This window comes from Mesorhizobium sp. M1328 (assembly GCF_040318075.1).
In the GTDB taxonomy this organism is placed as follows: domain Bacteria; phylum Pseudomonadota; class Alphaproteobacteria; order Rhizobiales; family Rhizobiaceae; genus Mesorhizobium.
This window is the reverse complement of the sequence record NZ_JAMYLO010000022.1, coordinates 95212-112667: the sequence shown is the minus strand read 5'-3', so window position 1 is coordinate 112667 and position 17456 is coordinate 95212. Positions and strand designations below refer to the sequence as shown.

Annotated in this window: 16 protein-coding genes and 1 pseudogene; 7 read left to right on the top strand and 10 right to left on the bottom strand. The window is 63.1% G+C overall.

Annotated features, from left to right (window positions below; genetic code table 11):
* Positions 1-99: 99 nt before the first annotated feature.
* A complete protein-coding gene (locus tag NKH23_RS28670) occupies positions 100-1221 on the bottom strand; it encodes a DUF2336 domain-containing protein (protein WP_352719236.1) in 1122 nt (373 codons plus the stop codon).
* Between the two features lie 110 nt (positions 1222-1331).
* Between NKH23_RS28670 and NKH23_RS28665 the strand changes: the two genes are divergently transcribed.
* Both NKH23_RS28665 and NKH23_RS28660 read left to right on the top strand, forming a co-directional pair.
* A complete protein-coding gene (locus NKH23_RS28665) occupies positions 1332-1823 on the top strand; it encodes a MaoC family dehydratase (RefSeq protein WP_502908456.1) in 492 nt (163 codons plus the stop codon).
* A 3-nt stretch (positions 1824-1826) separates the two neighbouring features.
* A complete protein-coding gene (locus NKH23_RS28660) occupies positions 1827-2708 on the top strand; it encodes an HpcH/HpaI aldolase/citrate lyase family protein (RefSeq protein WP_353027346.1) in 882 nt (293 codons plus the stop codon).
* Between the two features lie 20 nt (positions 2709-2728).
* On the opposite strand, the gene NKH23_RS28655 is transcribed toward NKH23_RS28660, so the two are convergent.
* Entirely contained in the window at positions 2729-3313 is a 585-nt protein-coding gene (locus NKH23_RS28655; protein ID WP_352466967.1) for a nitroreductase family protein, read from the bottom strand.
* Positions 3314-3469: 156 nt separating this feature from the next.
* Between NKH23_RS28655 and NKH23_RS28650 the strand changes: the two genes are divergently transcribed.
* Positions 3470-4435, top strand: coding sequence for an RgsD C-terminal domain-containing protein (locus NKH23_RS28650; protein ID WP_352466968.1), 966 nt, complete (start codon positions 3470-3472; stop codon positions 4433-4435).
* Between the two features lie 11 nt (positions 4436-4446).
* Here NKH23_RS28650 and NKH23_RS28645 read toward each other — a convergent pair whose 3' ends face one another.
* The 4 genes from NKH23_RS28645 to yidD all read right to left on the bottom strand — a co-directional run bounded on the left by NKH23_RS28645 (position 4447) and on the right by yidD (position 8958).
* The gene (locus tag NKH23_RS28645) at positions 4447-5385 is read right to left on the bottom strand and encodes a lysophospholipid acyltransferase family protein (RefSeq protein WP_353035951.1); all 939 of its coding nucleotides are present in this window, start codon (positions 5383-5385) and stop codon (positions 4447-4449) included.
* An 83-nt stretch (positions 5386-5468) separates the two neighbouring features.
* Positions 5469-7442, bottom strand: a complete 1974-nt coding sequence (gene thrS, locus NKH23_RS28640; protein WP_353026584.1) for a threonine--tRNA ligase — start codon at positions 7440-7442, stop codon at positions 5469-5471.
* A 168-nt stretch (positions 7443-7610) separates the two neighbouring features.
* Positions 7611-8426 carry a class D beta-lactamase gene (blaOXA, locus tag NKH23_RS28635; protein WP_353026586.1) on the bottom strand — a complete coding sequence of 272 codons (816 nt, stop codon included), beginning with the start codon at positions 8424-8426 and terminating at the stop codon, positions 7611-7613.
* A 145-nt stretch (positions 8427-8571) separates the two neighbouring features.
* Positions 8572-8958 carry a membrane protein insertion efficiency factor YidD gene (yidD, locus tag NKH23_RS28630; RefSeq protein ID WP_502912384.1) on the bottom strand — a complete coding sequence of 129 codons (387 nt, stop codon included), beginning with the start codon at positions 8956-8958 and terminating at the stop codon, positions 8572-8574.
* A 324-nt stretch (positions 8959-9282) separates the two neighbouring features.
* On the opposite strand from yidD, the pseudogene NKH23_RS28625 reads away from it, so the two are divergent.
* Positions 9283-10197, top strand: a pseudogene (locus NKH23_RS28625) (LysR substrate-binding domain-containing protein).
* Here the strand turns inward: NKH23_RS28625 and NKH23_RS28620 are convergent.
* Positions 10194-10640, bottom strand: coding sequence for an iron-sulfur cluster assembly scaffold protein (locus NKH23_RS28620; protein WP_023678879.1), 447 nt, complete (start codon positions 10638-10640; stop codon positions 10194-10196). The pseudogene NKH23_RS28625 and the gene NKH23_RS28620 sit on opposite strands and share 4 nt — an antisense overlap.
* Positions 10641-10880: 240 nt before the next feature.
* Here NKH23_RS28620 and folE point away from each other — a divergent pair, with 240 nt between their 5' ends.
* The 3 genes from folE to NKH23_RS28605 all read left to right on the top strand — a co-directional run bounded on the left by folE (position 10881) and on the right by NKH23_RS28605 (position 13078).
* Entirely contained in the window at positions 10881-11516 is a 636-nt protein-coding gene (gene folE / locus NKH23_RS28615) for a GTP cyclohydrolase I FolE (protein WP_352719227.1), read from the top strand.
* Between the two features lie 35 nt (positions 11517-11551).
* Positions 11552-12022, top strand: coding sequence for a phosphoribosyl-AMP cyclohydrolase (hisI, locus tag NKH23_RS28610; protein ID WP_353026590.1), 471 nt, complete (start codon positions 11552-11554; stop codon positions 12020-12022).
* 84 nt (positions 12023-12106) lie between these two features.
* Complete coding sequence (locus NKH23_RS28605; RefSeq protein ID WP_352466977.1) at positions 12107-13078, top strand: patatin family protein; 972 nt, start codon at positions 12107-12109, stop codon at positions 13076-13078.
* 20 nt (positions 13079-13098) lie between these two features.
* Here the strand turns inward: NKH23_RS28605 and recJ are convergent, their stop codons facing one another.
* From recJ to NKH23_RS28590, 3 genes are all read right to left on the bottom strand, one after another.
* Positions 13099-14883 carry a single-stranded-DNA-specific exonuclease RecJ gene (gene recJ / locus NKH23_RS28600; protein WP_353026592.1) on the bottom strand — a complete coding sequence of 595 codons (1785 nt, stop codon included), beginning with the start codon at positions 14881-14883 and terminating at the stop codon, positions 13099-13101.
* Between the two features lie 60 nt (positions 14884-14943).
* Positions 14944-15927, bottom strand: a complete 984-nt coding sequence (glpX, locus tag NKH23_RS28595; protein WP_352719224.1) for a class II fructose-bisphosphatase — start codon at positions 15925-15927, stop codon at positions 14944-14946.
* 199 nt (positions 15928-16126) lie between these two features.
* Positions 16127-17440: a homoserine dehydrogenase gene (locus NKH23_RS28590; RefSeq protein WP_352719223.1), complete on the bottom strand. Its 1314-nt coding sequence runs from the start codon at positions 17438-17440 to the stop codon at positions 16127-16129.
* Between the last annotated feature and the right edge of the window lie 16 nt (positions 17441-17456).

The following is a 17456-nucleotide window of genomic DNA, read 5'->3' as shown; positions in this document are numbered from 1 at the left end:
TGGCGCCACATCGGCCACCTCGTTGCGACGATCGAACCCGGCGAATGCAAAAACTACTTCGCAAACGCCGGATACGCTTCCGTCAAAACGTGAAAGACTCTAGGCAGCGGCGATCGCCAGCGCGTGCCCGCGTGCGTTTTCGCGCAGCGCGTCGAGGTGGATCGATTTGACCAGCCCGGCGAGATCGCCTTCGGCGGACTGCCCTCCCAATTCCTTCAGCATCAGCCAGCTGACTTCCTGGACGCCGGCGAGGCGTTTGCCATTGGCGACCTCGCGCCAGACCTTCAGCGCGCGCAGGATGATGGCGTGGGTGGCGGCGGCAAGCCCGGCGCTGCGGAACAGTGCCTGCAACGCTATGTCATGCCCGCCGGCCAGCAGTGCCCTCACCCGTTGCTCGGACTGCTGGCTGAGCGCGACCAGCGCCGAGCCAAAGAAGTCGACCTTGCCGTGCGCGATGGTGCGGATGATGAAGCTTGCGGTCAGGTCGCCGCGCAGGCGCAGATGTTCGACAAGTGCGGTATGTTCCTCTGCTCGCGTGCCTTCGATCAGCGTCACCGAAGCCTTGACGCAAGCATCGCGCGTGACGCGCTCGGCCCTGGCGGCGCCCATCAGCGCCAGCACCAGCGCTGAGCCCTTGAGCGTCTCGCCCACTTTGACCAGCAGCAAATGGCGGCAATCGGCGGGCAGGCGCACGTCGGCAATCAGCGCCTCGCGCACCAGAGGCAGGTGGCCGTGCCGCTCGGCCATGCGCCGAAAGCTGATCGATGCGATGTCGGCGCCGCTGTTGGCGAGCAGCGTGGCGCAGGCCTCCGGCTCGCCGATCTCGGCGATCGCCGCCGCAACCGACATTGAGACGCGCGGCCGGTCGGCGATCACCTTCTGCGTCGCTTTCTGGCCGCCGGCAACCCGATCGATCAGGTCGGCATCGGTAAGCAGCGGCGACCGCGCCAGCACCAAGGCTGCGACTTCCGGCTGGTCCGAGGCCAGCGCGCTGACGATCTGCGGCGGCGCATGATGGCTCATGGAAAGCGCGTCGGCGATCGCCAGTCGCACCTTCGACGATGCGTCATCGAGCAGCAACGTCAGCGCCGCCTCCGCAGCGCAGCGGTCCTCGAAAGGCAGGTCCGAGTCGACATAGGCGCGGGCAAGTGCGCTTGCCGCCGCAACGCGCTCCGACACCTTCGCCGTGTGAATCCATTTCAGGAAATGCGAAACGACCATGTCGCCTGCTTACGCCCTTTGCCAGAACGCTTCTGGCCCCTGTGGAGACCGTAGGCACAAATGGTTTACGAACGGTTCACCATGTTCGTTAACTGGCTTGCGAGCCCGGTTTGCAACGCCTATCAACCCTTAAGCAGCGGAGGAGATCGACAATGGCCGGACTTTATCTGGAGGAGTTCGTTGTCGGCCATGAGTTCAAGCACACGCTGCGCAAGACCGTGACCGAAAGCGACAACATGCTGTTTTCGGTGATGACGCTGAACCCGCAGCCGCTGCACATCGATTTCGACTTCGCCGCCAAGAGCGAATGGGGCAAGCCCCTGGTCAATTCGCTGTTCACGCTTGGCCTGATGATCGGCATCTCGGTCAACGACATCACCGTCGGCACCACCATCGCTAATCTCGGCATGAAGGAGACGGTGTTTCCGCACCCCGTCTTCCATGGCGACACCATTCGCGTCGAGACCACTGTCGTCTCGGTGCGCGAATCCAGGTCGAAGCCGGACCGCGGCGTCGTCGAGTTCGAGCATCGCGCCTATAACCAGAACGACGTCCTGGTTGCCAAATGCACGAGGCAAGCGATGATGATGAAAAAGGCATAGCCGATGCGTTCCCTGCTCTTCGTTCCCGGCGATTCGGAAAAGAAGCTGGAAAGGGCCTTTGGCGTGGGCGCCGACGTGGTCATCGTCGATCTCGAGGATTCGATTGCCGCGCAGAACAAGGGTCTGGCGCGCGACACAGCGGCGCATTTCATCGCCGAGCACAGGCACCGAACCAACTCCGTGATCTATCTGCGCGTCAATGACCTTTCGACCGGACTGACCGACGACGATCTGGCGGCGCTCGTGCCAGCAAAACCAGACGGCATCATGCTGCCTAAGTCGAACAGCGGACTGGATGTTCAGCATCTCTCGGCCAAGCTCAGGGTGCACGAAGCTGAAAGCGGCCTGCCGGATGGAGCTATAAAGATCCTGCCGATCATCACAGAAACGGCCGCAGGCGTCTTGGCCGCAGCGACCTACGCCCGTGCAAGCGCGCGGCTTGTCGGCGTCACCTGGGGGGCGGAAGATTTGTCGGCGGCAATCGGCGCGCGCGCGACGCGCGACGAGAACGGCCGCTACACGGATGTATTCCGCTTCGCCCGCACCATGACCATCCTCGCCGCAAGTGCCGCGGAAGTCGCCGCAATCGACACCGTCTTTCCGGATTTTCGCAACATGGCCGGTTTCGAGGCCGAATGCGCCGAGGCCGAGCGCGACGGTTTCACCGGCAAGCTGGCGATCCATCCGGCGCAGGTGCCGGTCATCAACGCCGCCTTCACGCCCTCGGCGCAAGCGGTGAAAAGCGCCCTTGCGATCGTCGAGGCGTTCAAGGCGGCAGGAAATCCCGGCGTCGTCGGCATGGATGGCAAGATGTACGACCGGCCGCATCTCAAGCTCGCAGAGCGGCTCCTGGCGCGAGCCAAGGCATCGGGGCTTGATCCTTAGGGGTCTGTTCCGCTCCGAAATTATCCCACCCACGGCCCCGAATAGTCGGCATAGAGCTTTGCCGGATCTGGCCGCGGCCGTTCCGGCGCTGGCCCCTGATAGGAGCCGATATGGACGAAACCGACGACCCGCTCATGCGGCGCCAAGCCGAGGATCGCCCTGCCCTCCGGCACGTCGGAATACCAGTTGCTGATCATGTTGGTGCCGTAGCCCAGCGCATTGGCGGCAAGCATCAGGTTCATCGCCGCCATGCCGCCGGACAGGAACATCTCCCATTGCGGGATCTTTGGATTTTCCCTGGGGATCGAGATCACGCCGATGACCAGCGGGGCCCGTGAAAAGCGCGCCAATTCCTGGTTGCGCCGGCCTTCCGGCAGCGGCCCTTCGCGCTGTTCGGCAAGTTCTGCCAGCTTCTTGCCGATCTCGATGCGAGCCTCGCCGCGATAAAGGATGAAACGCCAAGGCTCCAGCCGGCCATGGTCCGGCACCCGTGAGGCGGCGGCGATCATCGTCGCGATCTCCGTATCGCTCGGCGCCGGTTCTTTCAAATCCGGGATCGGCGCGGAATTTCGGGTCAGCAGAAGATCGATGATCGGCGACGCCATGGGCGCAAGTCTCCTGGAATTTGAGCTGAAGCGCACCATCGGGACATCGGGCGGCTTGGGCATTGGCGCGGCGCGCCGGACAAAGAGCCCTGTAGCAGAAGCCGACCGGACTCTTAAGCCTTGAAATTGCCACCGCCTTGGGCTTCAACGCAAGGCATGTTTGAGGGGACATTGCGTCTTTTCCTGATATGGCTCGCTGCCGCACTGTTGATGGTGCCGGTTTCGCTCGCCGTCGCCCAGGATGTGGACGGCCTCGGCGAGCTGAAACTTCCCGGAATTTCGGGCTATGCGCCTCCGAAAAGCGAGACATCGCTGGCGTTGGGGAGCAGCGGGGCAATCACGCTGTCGGCGCAATTGACCGACAAGGGCGCCGACATCACGCGCGGCATCGTCTGGCGCGTCTTCAAGCCCGAATCGGCCAGCGACGGCAAGCTGCCGATGGTCGCCTCCGCTCATGGCGGCACCGCCGTATTCCAGCTTGAGCCGGGTTCCTATCTGGTCCACGCCTCCTACGGGCGGGCCGGCGCCACCAAGCGCATCACTGTCGGCAAGGAAGCCAAGCGCGAAAGCCTCGTGCTCGATGCCGGCGGCCTCAAGCTCGATGCCGTTCTGTCCGGCGGGGTACGCATACCGCCGAAGAAGCTGCGCTTCTCGATTTATGAGAGCCACGCCGCGGCCGATGGCGATCGTGCGCTGATCATACCCGATGTCGAGCCGAACAGCGTGGTGCGGCTCAATGCCGGCACCTACCATGTCGTGTCGACCTATGGTGCGGTGAACGCGGTCATCCGCTCCGACATCCGCGTCGAGGCCGGCAAGCTGACCGAAGCGACGGTCGAGCACCGTGCCGCCGAGATGACCATGAAGCTGGTGCGCGAACCAGGCGGCGAGGCGATCGCCGACACCTCCTGGTCGCTGCTCAACGAGTCCGGCGATCCTATCAAGGAAACCGTCGGCGCCTTTGCCTCGATGGTGCTGGCCGAGGGCGACTACACCATCATCGCCAAGAACCGCGACCGCATCTACCAGAAGGATTTTACGGTGGTGGCGGGGCACAACCAGGATATCGAAGTTCTGGCCACCGAGGCTTCCGCTATCGATTCCGAGGAAGGCGCCGACTAAGCCGCGCCCCTCTAGGCTGCTTTGCCCATGCGTCGCGCCAGCAACGACACGCGGCCACGCGCCTCGGCCGGCGCCAGGTCGAAGACCCCGCGCTGAAGGCGGTCGAGCAAGGCCTTGCGGTCGCGCAGCGGCTCCAGTTCGTCCCACCCCAGCGCATCGCCCACGCGCACGTCGATCGATTTGCCGGATAGGCGCGCAAATTCACGGATGAGCAGCGATGTGCGCAGCGTCAGCGAGGCCTTGCCGACGAATTTCGCGACACGCCCGTCGCGCTCGGCCATGTTCATCGGCCCGCTGACCAGATGGAACAGCCGACCGTTCTGGCCGGAAAAATGCATCGGGATGACCGATGCCTTGGCATCCTGGACGAGACGGGCCGGAAACATCTTCCACGGCAAATCGCGCGCCCAGCCAAATCCCTTCGGCGCGGTAGCCACGCCGCCGGCCGGGAAGACAACGATGCTGACGCCCTGCTTGAGCAGCCGCACCGCTTCATGGCGGACCGCCATGTTGTTCTTCAGCGCGTCCTTGGTCTCGGAAAAGTCGATCGGCAGCGAATAGGGCTCCATCTCGCGGATCTTGAGCAGATCCTTGTGGATCATGACGCGGAACGGCCGGCCGAGTTGCTCCGCCAGCGACAGCACGGCAATACCATCGCCGATGCCGAACGGATGGTTGGCAACGATCACCAGCGGCGTGTCGGGCAGGTTTGCCGGCGGCCATTGACCGGCGGTCCGCACCCGGACATCGATCAGCTCCAGCATGCGGCTGAACACGCGCTCGCCGCTCGGCACCACGTGCCGGCGCCAGAAATCATAAAGTGCCGCGAAACGATCGCGTCCAGACAGGCCTTCGACCGATTGGATGAACCAGCGCGTCAGCGCCGGCTGATGCGGACTGGCATAGGAGAGCTCTGGAAATGGTCTTTCACGCATCTTCAGCTTGAGCATGGGGCTCGCTATACAATTGGCGTGACAGGCATATGAAAATGGCGGTGGATCGCTCCACCGCCATTCATTGCTGGTCGGCTGGTTCAGGCCGCGCGGCGCTTGCGGTCGGGTGTCACCGCCTCGTCGGCAAGCAGCTTTACGGCGGCTGCGAGGCCGAGCGATTCCTGATCGCGCGACCCGAGACGGCGGACATTGACCGTTTGTTCCTCGGCCTCCCGCTTGCCGCAAACGAGGATGACCGGGACCTTGGCAAGCGAATGCTCGCGAACCTTATAGTTGATCTTCTCGTTGCGCAGGTCGGCTTCGGCGATCAGCCCGGCCGCCTTCAGCTGCGCGACGACCTTTTGCGCGTAATCGTCGGCATCGGAAGTGATTGTCGCCACCACCACCTGCAGCGGCGCGAACCACAGCGGGAAATGGCCGGAATAATTCTCGATCAGGATGCCGAGAAACCGCTCCATCGAGCCGCAGATTGCGCGATGCACCATCACCGGCTGCTTCTTTTCCGAATCCGAGCCGATGTAGAAGGCGCCGAACCGTTCCGGCAGGTTGAAATCAACCTGCGTGGTGCCGCATTGCCAGTCGCGGCCGATGGCGTCCTTCAGCACATATTCGAACTTCGGCCCGTAGAACGTGCCCTCACCCGGATTGACGCCCGTCTTGATCCGGTTGCCCGACCGCGCCGCGATCTTGTCGAGCACATCCTGCAGCACGCCCTCGGCATGATCCCACATCGCGTCGGTGCCGACCCGTTTTTCAGGGCGGGTCGCCAGCTTGACGGTGATTTCGTCGAAGCCGAAATCGGCATAGGTCGACAGGATCAGGTCGTTGATCTTGATGCACTCGTCGGCGAGTTGTTCCTCGGTGCAGAAGATGTGGGCATCGTCCTGGGTAAAGCCGCGCACGCGCATCAGCCCGTGCAGCGCGCCGGACGGCTCATAGCGATGCACATTGCCGAATTCCGCAAGTTTTACCGGGAGATCGCGGTAGGACTTCAGCCCGTGCTTGAAGATTTGGACGTGGCCGGGGCAGTTCATCGGCTTCAGCGCAAACACCCGGTCGTCGTCGGTGTCGTCGCCAGCAACCGTCACCTTGAACATGTTGTCCCGGTACCAGCCCCAGTGGCCTGACGTCTCCCACAGGCTCTTGTCGAGCACCTGTGGTGCGTTGACTTCCTGATAGCCCTGCTCGTCGAGGCGGCGACGCATGTAATTGACCAGGTTCTGGAACATCCTCCAGCCCTTGGCATGCCAGAACACGACCCCGGGGCCCTCCTCCTGGAAGTGGAACAGGTCCATCTCACGGCCGAGCTTCCTGTGGTCGCGCTTCTCGGCTTCCTCCAGCATCGTCTGATAGGCTTCGAGCTGCGCCTGATCGGCCCAGGCCGTGCCGTAGATGCGCGTCAGCATCGGATTGTTGCTATCGCCGCGCCAATAGGCGCCGGCGACCTTCATCAGCTTGAAGGCGTTGCCGATCTGGCCGGTCGAGGCCATATGCGGGCCGCGGCAAAGGTCGAACCAGTCGCCCTGTGCATAGATCTTGAGATCCTGATCCTCGGCGATGGCGTCGATCAGCTCGAGCTTGTAGCGTTCGCCCTTGTCGGCAAAGATCCTTTTCGCCTTCTCACGCGACCAGACCTCTTTGGTGAACGGCTTGTTGCGCGCAATGATCTCGCGCATCTTCTTCTCGATCACCGGGAAATCGTCGGGCGTGAACGGCTCGTTGCGGGCAAAATCGTAGTAGAATCCGTTCTCGATCACCGGTCCGATGGTCACCTGCGTTCCCGGCCAAAGTTCCTGCACGGCTTCGGCCAGCACATGCGCCGCATCGTGGCGGATGAGCTCCAGCGCGCGCGGGTCCTCGCGGGTGATGATCTCGACTTTGCCCGATTTGCCGATCGGGTCGGAAAGGTCGCGCACTGTGCCGTCGATCGAATAGGCAACGGCCTTCTTGGCCAGCGACTTCGAGATCGATTCCGCCAGGCCGGCGCCGGTCATCGCCGCGTCGTAGTCGCGGATGGAGCCATCGGGAAATGTCAGGGAAACGGAATTCAGCATAAAATTCTCCTATCCAGTCCCGCAAACGAGCGCGGGTGGTGAAATGCATGTCGCCCAAAACTGCTTAGCGGTTTTTGGGGCTAAGACATGCATCAGTAAGAGCCGGATGCGTCCGGCGGCGAGCGGTCTTTTATGGACAGTTCTCGGCGCCGTAAAGCCGGATGTAGGTCACCTGAGGAGATTCGGCAGCTCTTTCAGGAACATCGCCCGCGTCTTGAGCCCCTTTGGCGTGTCGGAACGTTTCGTATCGACTACCAGGCGGGCAAAGACGATCTTGCGGGCATCGGTCTGCGCCCAGCCGACAAACCAGCCAAGCGAGCGCTTGTCGGCGCTGTCGCCGAGCTTGGTCGTTCCAGTCTTGCCCTGCACCGTCCAGCCGCCTACCCGGAAGGTCGGGACAATCGCGCTGGTCATCGCATCGGCGTTGTCCGAGACCGGCAGTTTCCGCGCCAGCAGCTTACGCAGAAAATCGACCTGTTCGACCGGCGATATCTCAAGCGAAGAGTTCACCCAGGAATGGGTGAGGCCGTCATTCTTGCCGGAATTGCCGGAGACGTCGGTGTTGCCATAGTCCAATCTGGACACATAGCTGGCAAACTGTTTGCTGCCGAGCCGGCGTGTAACCTCGCGTGAGAACCAAAGGACCGAATCCCTTTCCCAGATCGTCGGGTCGACGGTCTTGCGGTCCCGTTTCGGCGCATTGAACTCTGCCTTGTACTCCCAGCTTGGCGTGTGCTCGTCGCTCAGGATTCCAGCATCGTAGCCGATCAGCGCCAGCGGAACCTTGAATGTCGAGGCGGGGCTGAAGCGCTGGTCGCAGGTCCCTTGGCGATACAGCGTCTCGCCGCTGGCGGCGTCGACGATCAGCGTGCATTCGACGTCCCCGAGGGGCGCCGACTGCGCACGGATCGGAAAACCCAACAGCCACGCCAGGACATAGAGAACCACGGCGAAAACGAAAGGAAGACGATCTATCCGGCGCATTTGGTAATCTCTCCTGAAGGGTGTCAGGAGCGGCTTAGTGAGGTGTCTTGTCTCGATTTTGTCTCAAATGCGCGATGTCTGCGCAAGCTGCGGTTAACCCTACCAAATCGTAAAAGCGGTCCGGTTGTGCACTGAACAGTTGCGGTCAGCTGTCCAGGTCGCTACGTTTTTTCCCGATCAGCCAGTACCGCCATGGCGTGAACCAGAGGTAGCGATCCGCCAGCACCTTAGGCACGCGGTCGATGCCGTGCGTTCCGAACGGTCCGCAGCGCAGCACCCGGAAAAACCCCATCCAGCCGCCGGCCCACAGCCCGTGGCGGGCGATCGCTTCGTGCGCGTATTCGGAACAGGTCGGCAGATGCCGGCAGGAATTGCCGACGAAGCCGGACAGCGTCAACTGGTAGAACCGGACGAGCGCCGTGCCGACGACGCGGCCTGGCGTCTTGCGCCATGGGCCGGGCCAGTTGCGTCCTTGTCGAATCGGCCTGGCGCCGTGCGCATGCCGATGTTGGCCAACCACCGCAGTCTCCACATCGCGTTTTCCCTACGATAGATGTGCGCATCGGGCCAGGAACGCAATGCCGTCTGGCAATCCCGTCATGGCCTGGTACGGCGAACCGGGTAGCGGTCGGGCGTCGGCTTCCGACATACGGCGACGCTGGTCGGCCGCCTCTCCTCGCACCAATCCCTACGCGGTTTCTCGTCGTGCCATTGAAACGTCGCGATCCGCACAACGTCGCCCAGAATGTTGAGAAACTGGATTATGGCAGCACTCCTTGAGCACTGATTAGAGCCCCGCTGGCCTTGCTCTTCAAACGAGTATAACGTCCACGTCAGATAACTCTGAGTTATGCGAGTGAAGCGTGGACACCTGCCCCTGACGGCTCTCAGAAGCTTCGAAGCAGCCGGTCGTCACCTGAGCTTCAGCCGTGCGGCCGAGGAGCTTTACGTCTCGCAGGCAGCGATCAGCCGCCAGATCCGCGAGCTCGAAGCCTTCCTGCGCCAACCGTTATTCTTCCGCCATCATCGCCGCGTCGAGTTGACCGACACCGGCCGGCGGCTGCTCGACCAGTTGGTCAGAAGTTTCGAGGGCATCGACAGGCTGCTTTCGGAATTGACGGCGGCCCCGACGCAGTCCGTGGTCCGTGTCAGCGTCGAGCCATCGCTTGCATCCGTATGGCTGGTGCCGCGGCTCAACCGCTTTCGCGAGTTGCGACCCGATATCGACGTTTCCCTTGAGGTCAACCCGAGGTTGATAGAGTTTCGCAGCGATCAGCCCGAACTTGCCCTACGCTTCAGTGCGCACGCCACCTCATGGCCACGCAGCGAAGCCGAACAGCTTGCCGCGGTCGTCGATTCCCCGGTTCTGTCGCCGGCACTTCTTGCATCCGGCCCAGCTCTGGAAAAGCCGATCGACCTTGGTCGCTATACATTGCTGCACTAAGAAAACCGTCAGGCTTGGGCGCGCTGGTTCGAAGCGGCGGGCGTGACGGCTGATGCCGTGCCTGCGCGCGGCCCGATGCTCGCGGATGCTTCGCTTTCGAAGCAGGCAGCCTTGCTTGGACATGGTGTCGCGCTGGCCGATCTTTTGCAGATCGGCGAAGAACTTGCGTCCGGCGCGCTGATCAAGCCTTTCGACATCGACGTCGCGTCGGGCGCCTATTGGCTAGTGGCCAGAAGGCTGAATGACCTTTCAGAGCCGGCCAGGGCTTTTGCCGACTGGGTCCGGGCGGAATTCGCCGAAAGCCGGCGTTTTCTCGCCAAGGTTTAAGCCGCCTCTTCCGCCCGCTTCTTCTCGATCTGGCCTATGGCATCGACCACTGCGTCAAAGGTCAGCATGGTCGAGGCGTGGCGCGCCTTGTAGTCGCGCACCGGTTCCAGGTATTTCAGGTCGGCGAAGCGGCCTTCGGGCGGCGGGCCATTTTCCTTCAGCATCTTCAGCATCGTCTCGCGCACGCTGCGTAATTCTTCGGCGCTGGCGCCGACGACATGCTGCGCCATGATCGAAGACGACGCCTGGCCAAGCGCACAGGCCTTCACGTCATGCGCGAAATCGCTGACGACGCCGTCATCCATCTTCAGATCGACGGTCACCGTCGAGCCGCACAGCTTGGAATGTGCTCGTGCGGTTGCGTCGGGCCGGTCGAGCCGGCCGATCCGTGCGATGTTTCCGGCAAAACCCAGAATTTTCGCATTGTAGACATCGTCGATCATATTTTTCCAATCCGTCGCCGCCCAGCGAACAGTCATTGCCGCTCTGGCGTCTTCCTTTCGCTCGGTACGAACATATATAATGGCGGTAGTCGGGTATCGACAAGGCGACCACAAACCTCGTCATGCCCAATTCTGTTCACGCCACTTACGGGCTGGAAACCGGGCGAGTTTCTAACACCCGAAAGGTCGTGGTCCGTTCAACTCGTTCCTCCTGAGAGAGGAACTACGGGAGACGCCTTTATGGACGCCGTTATCAAGAAACTCATGCCGCGGTCTGCCTATATGGAAAAGCCGGTCACCGACCGGCCGAGCGAGGCCGAAGTCGAAGCCGCGGTGCGCACCTTGTTGCGCTGGACCGGCGACAATCCGGACCGCGAGGGCCTGATCGACACGCCGAAGCGCGTCACCAAGGCGTTCGGCGAAATGTTCAACGGCTATGATATGTGCCCAGCCGAGGAACTTGGCCGCACGTTCGAGGAAGTCGCTGGTTATGACGACCTCGTCCTCGTCAAGGACATATCCTTCCACTCGCATTGCGAGCATCACATGGTGCCGATCATCGGCAAGGCGCATGTCGGCTATCTGCCTGACGGCAAGGTTGTCGGCCTGTCCAAGATCGCCCGCGTCGTCGACATCTTCGCCCATCGCCTGCAGACCCAGGAAGCGATGACCGCGCAGATTGCCGGCGTCATCCAGGACGTACTCAATCCGCGCGGCGTCGCGGTCATGCTTGAGGCCGAGCATATGTGCATGGCCATGCGCGGCATCCGCAAGCAGGGCTCGACCACGCTGACCTCGACCTTCACCGGCGTCTTCAAGGACACACCCGAAGAGCAGGTCCGCTTCGTTACCATGGTGCGCGGCGGCAGGATCTGATCGGCCTGCCGGCTTCGCTAGATAAGGACCGGCGAATGTCGGCATTGGAATTCCCGAAAGCTCCAACAGACAAAAAGGCGCTTGAGGAAGGCAGGGTCCTTTCACCGCGCTTCGATTCCGGGGGCCTCGTCACCGTCGTCGTCACCGATGCCGAAGACGGCATGCTGCTGATGGTCGCGCATATGAATGCCGAGGCGCTGGCGCTAACCCTCGAGACCGGCGTCGCGCACTACTGGTCGCGTTCGCGCAATGCGCTGTGGAAGAAGGGCGAGACCTCTGGCAATGTCCAGCAGGTCGTCGAGATGCTCACGGATTGTGACCAGGACGCGATATGGTTGCGCGTCAAAGTGCAGGGTCACGAAGCAACTTGTCACACCGGCCGACGTTCATGCTTTTATCGGACGGTGGGGCTGAGCGATGGCAAAGGGACGCTTGCCAGCGACGGCAGCAAGCCGCTGTTCGATGCGGAAAAAACCTATCGAAAGCCCGATACACCATCAATATGAACCATTCGCAGCACTTCAGCCACGTATATTCATGATTTCGATACGGCCCGCCTGTAGGATGACCGTGGGACAAGGGAGATTGTGATGCTCGACTGGGCGTCATTGCGCAACAGACCTGACGTTCGGGAGGCCAATGGCCTCTCCTCGGCCGCGGGCGCATCCGAAACCAAATCCCCGGGCAAAACAGGGATTTCGCTGGCATTGGGTGGCGGCTGTGCGCGCGGCTGGGCGCATATCGGCGTGCTGCGCGCGCTTGACGAAGCCGGCATCGAAGTGTCGATGATCGCCGGCACCTCGATCGGCGCGCTGGTCGGCGGCTGCTATGTTGCCGGCAAGCTCGACGAGCTGGAAGAATTCGCGCGCAGCCTGACCAGGCGGCGCATTTTTGGTCTTCTCGACCTCAATCTACGCGGCAGCGGCCTGTTCGGTGGCATGAAGCTCGATGCGCGGCTGCGCGAGCACATAGCCGGCATCCGCTTCGAGGACCTGCCAAAACCATTCGTCTGCGTCGCTTCGGAAATCCGCACCGGCCATGAGATCTGGCTGTCGAGCGGCTCGTTGAGCACCGCCATGCGCGCCTCCTACGCGCTGCCCGGCGTGTTCGAGCCGGTCGCCTGCAATGGGCGTGTGCTGGTTGACGGCGCCCTGGTCAATCCGGTGCCGGTCTCGGTCTGCCGTGCCTACGAGCAGCCGCTCGTGGTTGCGGTGAACCTTCACTACGATCTGTTCGGCCGCGCCGCGGTGATCAAGCACAGTGCCGGCGAGCTGGTCATCGAGAAAGACGCGCCGCGGGCCGGCCACGCCGATCCCGAACGTCAGTCGCGCGAGACGCGGCTCGGCATTACCGGCGTCATGGTCGAAGCCTTCAACATCATCCAAGACCGCATCTCGCGCGCCAGGCTGGCCGGTGACCCGCCGGACATATCGCTGCAGCCGAAGCTCAGCCATATCGGCCTGACCGAATTCCACCGCGCCGACGAAGCGATCCGTATCGGCTACCAGGCAACGATGGCGCAGATCGGCGATCTGACCCGGCTGCAGACCGTCCTCGCTTAGGCAGAGCGGTCAGCGAGCTCTCAGGCAAGCGCCGCGTCGACGATACGAAATTGCACCGTGCGGTTGCCGTTCCAGTGGTTGCCCGACAGTGAGCCGGCTACATGCACCGGCTTGCCCCTGTTCTTGAACAGGAATTCGCCAAGAGCCGTGTCGATGGCGCGAAAGGCGATCGCCTGGATGCGGCCGCCGCTTTCCGACTGCAGTTCGGCGCGGATGTGGTTGCTGCCGACCGCCCGCGCATCGACAAGCCGGTGGCGCGGCAGCGCGAACACCGGCGCGACGTGCCCTGCGCCGAACGGCCCTGCCCTCTCAAGCGCATCGAGCAGCGCAAGCGTCGCGCCCTCGGCGGCAAGCGCGCCGTCGATCGCCAGGCTCTCCTCGCCTTGCAGGCGGAACACATCCACAGCCGCGCGCTCTTCGAAGAAAGCCCTGAGTTCGCCGAGCTTCGCCCGCTCGACAGTGATGCCGGCCGCCATTCCGTGGCCGCCGCCCTTGACGATCAGCCCAGCATCGGCAGCCTCGCGCACCAGCCGGCCGAGGTCGAAGCCCGACACCGAACGGCCTGACCCCGTACCGACACCATTGGCGTTGAAGGCGATGGCAAAGGCCGGCCGTCTTGCATGGTCCTTGAGCCGTGAGGCAAGCAGGCCGACAATGCCCGGATGCCAGTTGCTGCTGGCTGTGACCACGATGGCCGGACCATTGCCGCCGGCAAGCTCCGCGTCGGCCTCTGAGCGCGCCGCGGCCAGCATCTCCTGCTCCATGGATTGCCGCTCCTGGTTGAGCCGATCCAGCGTCTCGGCGATGGTGCGGGCTTCGACCGGGTCGTCGGTTGCAAGCAGGCGGCTGCCAAGTGCTGCGTCGCCGATGCGCCCGCCGGCGTTGATGCGCGGACCGATCAGAAAGGCCAGATGGAACGTGCTGATCGGCTCGCCTATACGCGAGACCCGCGCCAGCGCCGCCAGCCCTTCGTTTCTCTGCTGCCGCGCCACCTGCAGCCCCTTGACCACGAAGGCGCGGTTGACGCCGGTGAGCGGCACCACGTCGCAGACTGTGCCCAGCGCCACCAGGTCGAGCAGGGCAAGCAGGTCCGGCGGTGCGGCATCCGGCAAGCGGCTGCGGAGGATCTTCGCGGTCTGCACCAGGCAAAGGAAGACGACGCCGGCGGCACAAAGATGGCCCTGGCCGGAAAGGTCGTCCTCGCGATTTGGGTTGACGACCGCAGCCGCCCCCGGCAACGGCCCGCCGACCTGATGGTGATCGAGCACCACGACGTCGGCGCCGGCGGCCTTCGCCGCGTCGATGGAAGCAGCACTATTGGTGCCGCAATCGACGGTGACGATCAGCGTCGCGCCGCGCGAGACGAGTTCGCGCATCGCTTCCGGATTGGGGCCGTAACCCTCGAAGATGCGGTCCGGTATATAAATCTCCGACGGCACCGAGAAATGTGCGAGGAAGCGCTTGAGCAGCGCCGACGAGGCGGCGCCGTCGACATCGTAGTCGCCAAAGATCGCCACCTTTTCCCTGGCCATCACCGCCTGGGCGATGCGAGAGGCCGCCTTGTCCATGTCGGTCAGCGATGCCGGGTCGGGCAGCAGGTTGCGGATGGTCGGATCCAGAAACCGCTCGGTCTGCTCGGCGGTGACGCCGCGCCCGGCCAGCACGCGCGCCACGATATCGGGCACGCCATAACCTTGCGCGATGGCGAGCGCAGCCATGTCCTGGCGCTCGGTCAGCCGGTGTTCCCAGGAAACGCCGGTGGCCGATTGCCTGACATCGAGGAAAAAGCGTCTTTCCCCCGTCACGTGACGCGCCGTCTGCAATTTGTCATTGCGCACAATATGCAACGGCTAACTGAGTCGAAATCAAAACTTTTCCAGATCCTGGTGCCTGGCCTTGATCTCGCGCACGGTCCGCGATGACGAGCGCAGCACGATCGTATGCGTGGTGATGAAATTGCGGCCGAACTTGACGCCGGCCAGCATATTGCCGTCGGTCACGCCGGTCGCGGCAAACAGCACGTCGCCGCGTGCCATGTCTTGCGTGTGGTAGATCCGTTTGGGGTCGGAGATGCCCATCTTGGCGGCGCGCACCAGCTTTTCCGGCGTGTCGAGCATCAACCTGCCCTGCATCTGGCCACCGGTGCAGCGCAAGGCGGCAGCTGCGAGCACGCCTTCCGGCGCGCCTCCGGTGCCGAGATAGATGTCGATGCCGGTCTCGTCCGGGTCGGTGGTGTGGATGACCCCGGCGACATCACCGTCGCCGATCAGACGGATTGCGGCTCCGGTCGCCCGCACGGCTTCGATCAACGCGCCATGGCGTGGCCGGTCGAGAATACAGGCGGTGATCTCCGCCACCGGCACGCCCTTGGCCTTGGCCAGGCTGGCGATGTTTTCGGCCGGCGAGGCATCGATGTCGATGATGCCGTCGGCATAGCCCGGGCCGATCGCGATCTTGTCCATATAGACGTCCGGCGCGAACAAAAGGCTGCCTTTTTCGGCAATGGCAATAACGGCCAATGCGTTGGGCAGGTTCTTAGCGCAGATCGTCGTGCCTTCCAGCGGATCGAGCGCGATGTCGACAGCCGGGCCTTTTCGGGTACCGACCTCCTCGCCGATATAGAGCATCGGCGCCTCGTCGCGCTCGCCCTCGCCGATCACCACCGTGCCGTTGATGGCAAGACGGTTGAGCTCCTGCCGCATGGCATCGACCGCAACCTGGTCAGCGGCTTTCTCGTCGCCGCGTCCGCGCAATCTGGCGGCCGCGACCGCGGCGCGTTCGGTGACGCGCACCAATTCCATGGTCAGTATCCGGTCGAGGCCGGCGACAATGTTCTGGGCCACATTCATCGATGGACAATCCTCGTTGGCACTTTGTTTTTATGCATGTCGTTGTTCCAAAACCGCCGCACACTTTTGGGCGACATGCATTAGCCTCCCGCCGGAGACGCGCTTCTTGTGTCAAAGCCCCGTGACAACAGCAAGACCTGCGCTGGACCTTTTTGAAAGCGCAGCAATATCAATCGATTAAACGCAAAATGTGAGACTACTATCCGGCCCGCTCGATGCGGATGACTTGCGGCTTGTCGGTCAGAAGCCTGTCCCTGGTGATGCCGTCGACGGCCTTGCGCACCGCCGCCTCGGTCGTCTCGTGGGTCACCAGGATGACGGTCTTCTGTGCCTCGGTTTCCGGCCCAGCGGCATGCTGGACGATCGATTCCAGCGAAATGTCGTTGTCGGCCATGCGCTTGGCTATTGCCGCGAAAACGCCGAGGCGGTCGTGCACGGTCAGCCGGATGAAATAACCGCCGGCATGGCTGCGCATCTGCGCCTTCTTGTAGGGCTTCAATTCCTTCGCCGGCCGGCCGAAGACCGGACCATGCTGGAAGCCAGGCCGGCTCTTGGCGATGTCGGCAATGTCGCCGATCACCGCCGACGCGGTGGCGTTGCCGCCGGCGCCAGGGCCGGAAAGCAGCAATTCGCCGAGGATGTCGGTTTCTATCGCGACCGCGTTGGTGACGCCGTGCACCTGCGCGATGACCGAGGCCGTCGGCACCATGGTCGGGTGCACGCGCTGCTCGATGCCGCTTTCGGTGCGTTGGGCGACGCCAAGCAGCTTGATCCGGTAGCCGAGATCGCCGGCCGCGCGGATGTCGGCCTGGCTGATGTTGGAGATGCCTTCCATGTAAATATCGTTGGCGGCGATCCTCGTGCCGAAGGCAAGGCTGGTCAGGATCGACAGCTTGTGCGCGGTGTCGTGGCCCTCGATGTCGAAGGTCGGGTCGGCTTCGGCATAGCCCAGCCGTTGCGCATCCTTCAGGCAGGCATCAAAGGACAGGCCCTCGGCTTCCATGCGCGTCAGAATATAGTTGCAGGTACCGTTGAGGATGCCGAAAACGCGGGTCACCGAATTGCCGGCCATCGCCTCGCGCATTGTCTTGATGACCGGAATGCCGCCGGCCACCGCCGCCTCGTAATTGAGCAGCACGCCTTTCCTCTCGGCGATCTCGGCCAATGCCACCCCGTGCTTGGCAAGCAACGCCTTGTTGGCGGTGACGACATGGCGGCCGGCCTCGAGCGCCGCTTTGACGGACGAGCGTGACGGGCCTTCGTCGCCGCCGATCAGCTCGACGAAGACATCTATCTCGGCGGTCTGCGCCATCTTGACGGCGTCGTCGAACCACTGTGCTGTGCCAAGATCAACGCCGCGGTCGCGTTTGGGATCGCGGGCCGAAACCGCCGACACGACGATGTCGCGTCCGCACTGCCGCGTCAGTTCGGCCGCCTTGTCGCGCAGCACGCGGGCCACCGACGCACCGACGGTGCCCAGGCCGGCAATTCCAACACGCAACGCTTCAGCCATGTCCGGCGACGCCCCA